The following is a 6719-nucleotide window of genomic DNA, read 5'->3' on the forward strand; positions in this document are numbered from 1 at the left end:
TGCTTCAATTTATCATGTTTTAACAGGTAGAGTACCAGTAGCAGCACCAGCTAGGTTAGGTTCAGAAACTTTAATTTTTCCACGGCAAAAAGAACTCCGAAAAGATCAATTTTTTTTCTTATAGAAAAAATAAATGATGATTATCAATTAAGTTGATTTATCCTTAGATTTTTAACTTCACTACACTTAGAAGTACAAATTAATTAATCTACTGTGCTTAAAACTGCTTCTGGTTTTCCAGGAGACTTTCGTCTTTGAGATAAAGTAGCTGACTTAACTACAGACTTTTCAGTTTTAGAAATTGAAGAATAAGGGCCTTCATTTATTTGTAGGCGATCGCAAGGTATTGTATCTGATAAGATAGAGCTGGCCACCGTACCTGTGTGAATCTCCATACAAGCGCCGACAACTGCTTCAAATACTAAGCGTTGCCCTGGAAAAACAACTCTTTCAAAATCCCAATTAGTTACATTACTAATTTTAGCTATCTGGATTTGACTTGTGGTATTAACGTAGCAGCAGAGAATTTGATTTGAACTGTCAGATGGTAAGGGATCAAGAATTTGTGCCATAGTTACTCTTTACAAAAGTTTTTACTTTATACAAATTTAGTTATATTAACAAATTAACACCAACCGATCCCTGTTAGTTGTAATCTTGAATACCGAGTTTTAGATTTCTTATCACATCGTTAATACNTTTGACTTGATGAAAAGAGGTCCGAAAACTCCAGGTGCTAACGGCCTTCGACGGCGCGGCGGTTGCACCGCCTGCAGTCGGACGAGTCAGAAACAGCGGACGGGTGGTCCATCCGACTGAAGCTCAACCGCTCGGTAGCTGCGGGCGGTGTTTTTCGGATGGTTTTTGATCAAGAATTTGTGCCATAGTTACTCTTTACAAAAGTTTTTACTTTATACAAATTTAGTTATATTAACAAATTAACACCAACCGATCCCTGTTAGTTGTAATCTTGAATACCGAGTTTTAGATTTCTTATCACATCGTTAATACAAATCTTAATAAGGTCTTAATGCTTTTTTAATAAATTCTTAATATTACCGCAAACCTTTAACTTTTTCTTAAATTTATGCTATGGCATCAAATTATACAGACAATTTTAATTCAAACTGATTGTAGTTGTAGCTACGAATACAAGCTAATTGACTTTTATTAAGATGGTGTATCAAAATTTTAATAAAATTAAAGATTAAAATTAAATAAGTCCGACATACTGGCAATCTTTCTTAAAAAACGATTTACAAAACTATTACAAAGACACTATGGAAAACAAAGTTCTTTACGTCCGTCTCCCATGCAATCCAATTTTTCCTATTGGAGTTGTTTATTTATCAGATCATGTCCACAAACTCTTCCCAGAAGTAGAACAAAAGATATTTGACCTGGGGGCTGTACCACCTCTAGACTACGGAACAGCTTTGGATAATTGTATCGATAAGTTCAAACCAAACCTATTAGTCTTCTCCTGGAGAGATATTCAGATATATGCACCCGTAGGAGGTCGTGGAGGCAACCCTCTGCAAAATGCTTTTGAGTTTTACTACGCCAAAAACCCTCTAATTAAACTTAGGGGTGCAGTGGGAGGCTTGCGGTTAGCTGTTTCCTATTACACAGAACTCTGGCGTAATATAGGACTAATTAAACAGGCTCTAAAAAAGGCCAAAATGTATCGGCCAGAAACTCGTGCAGTAGTTGGTGGTGGAGCAGTAAGTGTCTTTTATGAACAACTGGGTCGTAGCTTACCCACTGGTACTATTGTATCCGTGGGAGAAGGAGAGGTATTATTAGAAAAACTGATTCAAGGAGAAGATTTTAAGGATCAACGATGCTATGTGGTAGGAGAAACATCACCGCGCGATCGCTTAATTCACGAAGCACCAGCTCCCATTGAGAAAACTGCCTGCGACTACGACTATATCAATAACATCTGGCCAGAATTTGTATATTACCTCCAAGACCAAGACTTCTACATTGGGGTACAGACGAAACGCGGTTGTCCTCATAACTGTTGTTACTGTGTCTATACAGTTATTGAGGGTAAACAAGTCCGGATCAACCCTGCGGATGAAGTAGTTGCAGAAATGAAGCAACTATACAAGCGTGGTATTCGTAATTTCTGGTTTACTGATGCTCAGTTTATTCCTGCTCGGAAGTATATGGATGATGCTGTGGAGTTATTACAAAAAATCCTTGATTCAGGGATGGATGATATTCATTGGGCGGCATATATTCGTGCAGATAATCTCACTCCCCAGTTATGCGAGTTAATGGCAAAAACTGGGATGAATTATTTTGAGATTGGTATTACGAGTGGTTCCCAAGAACTTGTCCGGAAAATGCGAATGGGTTATAACTTGCGGGTAGTATTGGAAAATTGTCGAGATTTAAAAGCTGCTGGTTTTAATGATTTAGTTTCAGTTAATTACTCTTTTAATGTAATTGATGAAACTTATGAAACTATTAGGCAAACTATTGCTTATCATCGGGAACTAGAGAGAATATTTGGAGCTGATAAAGTAGAACCTGCTATCTTCTTTATAGGGTTACAACCTCATACTCATTTAGAAGATTATGCTTTTGAAAAAGACATCTTGAAACCTGGATATGACCCTATGAGTTTAATGCCTTGGACAGCTAGAAAGTTGTTATGGAACCCAGAACCTTTAGGTGCATTTTTCGGTGAAGTTTGTCTAGAAGCTTGGCAAAGAAATCCTAATGATTTTGGTCGTGAAGTTATGGCTATTTTAGAAGAAAAATTAGGTTGTGCTGAACTGAATGAAGCTTTAAGTGCGCCTATTACATCTAAGAAGGATAAAAAACAGTTGGTAAGAGTTAATTAATAATTAAAAAGGTGGGTTATTAATGCATCTTTGTTATAGAAATCGGCGTTGCTGATTTTAGGTATAAAATTCCTGAATTATTTAAGGGGAAATTAGACCTATTCCACCTATTTAAGGTGCAGAAAAAGCTTGTTTATAGCTCCTTACTCCTGACTGCTGTAGGGGCGAATGGCCATTCGCCCCTACGACTCCTTTCAAGAATTGATAATTGATAATTGATAATTGATAATTGATAATTACCTCTCCCTAAAACGGATTGGATTGAATAAAAGGAAAATAAATTCATTGTTTCTNACAGGGGGAATAAATTGCCGATAATATAAGACTTCTAGCTCTTTTGCCCCTACTACAATTTGTAAATATACCAGCGCTCATTGCTATACTATAAATTTTCATACTTACCCTAAGATTTAGATAAACCCTCCCTAATGCACACCCATTAGTTGTATCGTTCCAGTAGGGACGTTCCATGGAACCTCCCTACTGATTTCCAAACATGATTTTATTTAGGGCTTGCTGATTAAAATATCAAAGCATTTAACAAGAAATAAGGTGCCTTTTTAGGTCTGGAAAAAGTACCTAGTTTTCAGCTCTTTACAGCAGTTTTCATTTCAGTAGACCACAGTAGGGACGATTTCCTAGGTCATGCTTTGCTAGGCACATGAAACGCAAACGCGTTGGCGACAGCATTCGGAACGAAATCGCCCCTACAGGGTTTTGGTTATGACGATGTGGTTGATCCTGAAAAGCTCTGTATGCTCAAAAAGGAGGTAATTTCTGGCGCATCGTTGGGCAAAAAAATTACTTCCCTACTCCCCTACTCCCCTACTCCTTAAAAAAGACTTTTTNCATCGTTGGGCAAAAAAATTACTTCCCTACTCCCCTACTCCCCTACTCCTTAAAAAAGACTTTTTCAGCAAACCTTATTTAGTAAATGTGCTATACTACAAATTAAAGTTAAGATGGGCATTTTTGTGAGTTTTAACCTACGCTTAAAGAAGGATAAATTCAGGAAAAATAGAGCTTTAAAGTAAATTATTGTAAAAATAAACCCTAAAATCTTCACATTTTACCTGAAAATATTCACATTTTATCTTGATCCCTGTAGGAAATAATTACAAAATAATACGAGCTTCAAACAAATGTTACAACTACAGCCAACTAAGGTAAGAACGAGCTAAAGTAAAAGTGTAAAGGAAAAAAGTTTGAACAACAAAAAAGAGGTGGGATTTATGAATATTTTCAAATCTATGGAAAACACCATTGTTTACATCGCAGAAGCAATTCGTCGCATTTTTGGTCCTAGTGATGATATGTATCCAGTGATTGGTGTACAACCTTTTGAAGGAGACCCTTACCAAGGACATATTTGGGCAGATTAGTCGTTAGCTCGGAGTAATTTGGAAGATTCAGATTAATCTTAATCTTAACTACGCCCCTATTAATTGCCTCGCACACTATGCTTTTTCAGTCACGACCTGAATGAGATNCGTCGCATTTTTGGTCCTAGTGATGATATGTATCCAGTGATTGGTGTACAACCTTTTGAAGGAGACCCTTACCAAGGACATATTTGGGCAGATTAGTCGTTAGCTCGGAGTAATTTGGAAGATTCAGATTAATCTTAATCTTAACTACGCCCCTATTAATTGCCTCGCACACTATGCTTTTTCAGTCACGACCTGAATGAGATTACCTAGTCTCAAAAAGAGTAAAGGAAAAAAGTTTGAACAACACATAAACATAAAGAGGTGGGATTTATGAATATTTTCAAATCTATGGAAAACACCATTGTTTACCTCGCAGAAGCAATTCGTCGCATTTTTGGTCCTAGTGATGATATGTATCCAATGATTGGTGTACAACCTTTTGAAGGAGACCCTTATCAAGGACATAGTTGGGCAGATTAGTCGTTAGCTCGGAGTAATTTGGAAGATTCAGAATCATCTTACTACTAATCTTAACTACGCCCCTATTAATTGCCTCGCGCACTATCGTTTTTCAGTCACGACTTCAATTAGATTAGCTAGTCTCAAGCAGTCAGGAGAGGAATAGTCTGCTGTGTTGTCAGTAGAAAAACCTACTTGAAGACCAAGCTTTAGAAGTCGGGTTGAAGTAAACATTCCTTGCAAGGGACGTCTGTCTTTCAGAAAAACTCCGCTATCAGATGAAGAATATAGGTTTTTGTACTTAATACCAACAAAACCAATAAATAGACATCTCCAGAAAAGAGGGAACAGGGAACAGGGAACAGGGAACAGGGAACAGGAAGAATTAATTGATAATTTATGAATAAGAATTGATTTGATTTTTGATTTTTGGAGATGTCTAATAGTTAACAGTTCAAAACCCCATCTCTCAGTAAAGATGGGGTAAATTTGTTGCTAATAATTGGATAAAGCCAAAGTAATTGTAGACACCGTGTAGAGAGTAGGTATTATACCAGTTTGATAAATGTTTGCTACAAATAGCTAGGGTAATTTTTAGGAGTCAGGAGTCAGGAGTCAGGAGTCGCATGGGAATGGCTTTAATATAGTTTTTTAGGTCATACATCATATTTTTTGTCCAAGGGACATCTCCTGNCGTAACATTCTTTTTTCAAAATGGTATAATAAACGTTGTATATAAATATAGTCATACATAGTCAAATAATGTCAAATATCTTCGTTGATTTGTACATCCATAGCTACTAAGTATTTGACAAAATTTAATAACTCTCGACCTGATGTTTAATGGTATAATAAAATTGGCACTTAATTCAAGAGTAAATAATAATAAAAATTAATAAATGCTTTGAGCATTTATTAATTTTAACCCCTTGATTTATGAGATTAGTTGAGAGACATATTATTCAACCAACACATCGGTTTTATGCTGAAATTGACCGACTGTGTTTCTTGTCTAAAAATCTCTATAACTATGCCAATTATTTAGTTCGTCAGTCTTTTATATTTGAAAATACTTATCGTCACTATTATGACCTGCAAAAAACACTTTATACTCAAGTAGACTATAAAGCAATGCCAGCTAAAGTCTCTCAACAAATCTTGATGATAATAGATCGAAACTGGAAGAGTTTTTTAGCAGCGAATGAAGTTTATAAACAGAACCCATCAAAGTTTAGAGCTGCCCCGCGTCTTCCTAGGTATAAAAATAAAATAACGGGAAGAAATATTGTAGTTTATACAAAACAAGCCATCAGCAAGAAGCAACTTAAACAAGGAATTATTAATCCTTCTCAAACTGGGATTTATCTAAAAACCCTAGTACCTACTTCACGCTCTTAAACAAGTTCGTCTCGTCCCTAGACTTAATCATTATGTAATTGAGGTAATTTATGAAACCACTAAAAAACAATATGAGCTAGAGTCAAATCGTTGTGCCAGTATTGATATTGGATTAAACAATTTAGCTACATTAACTTTTAATCAAGCCGGAATGAAACCGCTCTTGATAAATGGCAGACCGTTAAAATCTATAAATCAATACTATAACAAAGTTAAAAGCTTCCTACAGGCTAAACTCCGGGAAAATCAATCAAGTAAGAGACTAAAAAAGCTTTGTAATAAAAGAGAATTTAAAATCAATGATTACCTTCATAAAGCATCTCGTTTGATTATTGATACTTTAATTAATCAGATGCAGAGGAACTCTGATAATTGGTCATAATGAAGACTGGAAGCAGAAGATAAATTTAGGGAAAAGAAATAATCAAAATTTTGTATCCATTCCCTATAATAAGTTAATTGAAATGTTATCTTATAAAGCCAAGATAGTAGGGATAAATATAATTATTACAGAAGAATCTTATACATCCGCATCAAGTTTTATAGATAATGATTTGATTCCAGTGTACAAGAA

The 6719-nt window shown here is 35.7% G+C and carries 8 protein-coding genes; 7 read left to right on the top strand and 1 reads right to left on the bottom strand.

What is annotated here, in order from left to right:
- Nucleotides 1-203 precede the first annotated feature (203 nt).
- Nucleotides 204-572, bottom strand: a complete 369-nt coding sequence (locus AFK68_RS16665; protein WP_094673754.1) for a DUF1830 domain-containing protein — start codon at nucleotides 570-572, stop codon at nucleotides 204-206.
- A gap of 708 nt (nucleotides 573-1280) precedes the next feature.
- Here AFK68_RS16665 and AFK68_RS16670 point away from each other — a divergent pair.
- The 7 genes from AFK68_RS16670 to AFK68_RS45485 form a co-directional block, all read left to right on the top strand.
- On the top strand, nucleotides 1281-2858 hold the full coding sequence (locus AFK68_RS16670; protein ID WP_094673755.1) for a photosystem II high light acclimation radical SAM protein: 1578 nt from the start codon (nucleotides 1281-1283) through the stop codon (nucleotides 2856-2858).
- 677 nt (nucleotides 2859-3535) lie between these two features.
- A complete protein-coding gene (locus AFK68_RS36920) occupies nucleotides 3536-3694 on the top strand; it encodes a hypothetical protein (protein ID WP_168186512.1) in 159 nt (52 codons plus the stop codon).
- A 396-nt stretch (nucleotides 3695-4090) separates the two neighbouring features.
- Nucleotides 4091-4240 carry an isochorismate synthase gene (locus AFK68_RS16675; RefSeq protein WP_094673756.1) on the top strand — a complete coding sequence of 50 codons (150 nt, stop codon included), beginning with the start codon at nucleotides 4091-4093 and terminating at the stop codon, nucleotides 4238-4240.
- Between the two features lie 378 nt (nucleotides 4241-4618).
- Nucleotides 4619-4768 (top strand): isochorismate synthase, encoded by a 150-nt coding sequence (locus tag AFK68_RS16680; protein ID WP_094673757.1) that lies wholly within the window; start codon nucleotides 4619-4621, stop codon nucleotides 4766-4768.
- A gap of 915 nt (nucleotides 4769-5683) precedes the next feature.
- A complete protein-coding gene (locus tag AFK68_RS39100) occupies nucleotides 5684-6145 on the top strand; it encodes a transposase (protein ID WP_210407449.1) in 462 nt (153 codons plus the stop codon).
- A gap of 46 nt (nucleotides 6146-6191) precedes the next feature.
- Nucleotides 6192-6527, top strand: coding sequence for a transposase (locus AFK68_RS45480; protein ID WP_371357423.1), 336 nt, complete (start codon nucleotides 6192-6194; stop codon nucleotides 6525-6527).
- Nucleotides 6514-6719 (top strand): IS200/IS605 family accessory protein TnpB-related protein (locus AFK68_RS45485; RefSeq protein WP_371357424.1); only part of this gene is annotated, 206 nt, incomplete at its 3' end. The genes AFK68_RS45480 and AFK68_RS45485, both read left to right, overlap by 14 nt.

The sequence above is a fragment of the Hydrocoleum sp. CS-953 genome (assembly GCF_002260545.1).
Classification (GTDB): Bacteria; Cyanobacteriota; Cyanobacteriia; order Cyanobacteriales; family Microcoleaceae; genus Trichodesmium.

Excerpts from the sequence above, each read along its gene's own strand:
- AFK68_RS39100 (WP_210407449.1), top strand. The coding sequence starts at position 5,684 with ATGAGATTAGTTGAGAGACATATTATTCAACCAACACATCGGTTTTAT.
- AFK68_RS16680 (WP_094673757.1), top strand. The coding sequence starts at position 4,619 with ATGAATATTTTCAAATCTATGGAAAACACCATTGTTTACCTCGCAGAA.
- AFK68_RS16665 (WP_094673754.1), bottom strand. The coding sequence starts at position 572 with ATGGCACAAATTCTTGATCCCTTACCATCTGACAGTTCAAATCAAATT.
- AFK68_RS16675 (WP_094673756.1), top strand. The coding sequence starts at position 4,091 with ATGAATATTTTCAAATCTATGGAAAACACCATTGTTTACATCGCAGAA.
- AFK68_RS16670 (WP_094673755.1), top strand. The coding sequence starts at position 1,281 with ATGGAAAACAAAGTTCTTTACGTCCGTCTCCCATGCAATCCAATTTTT.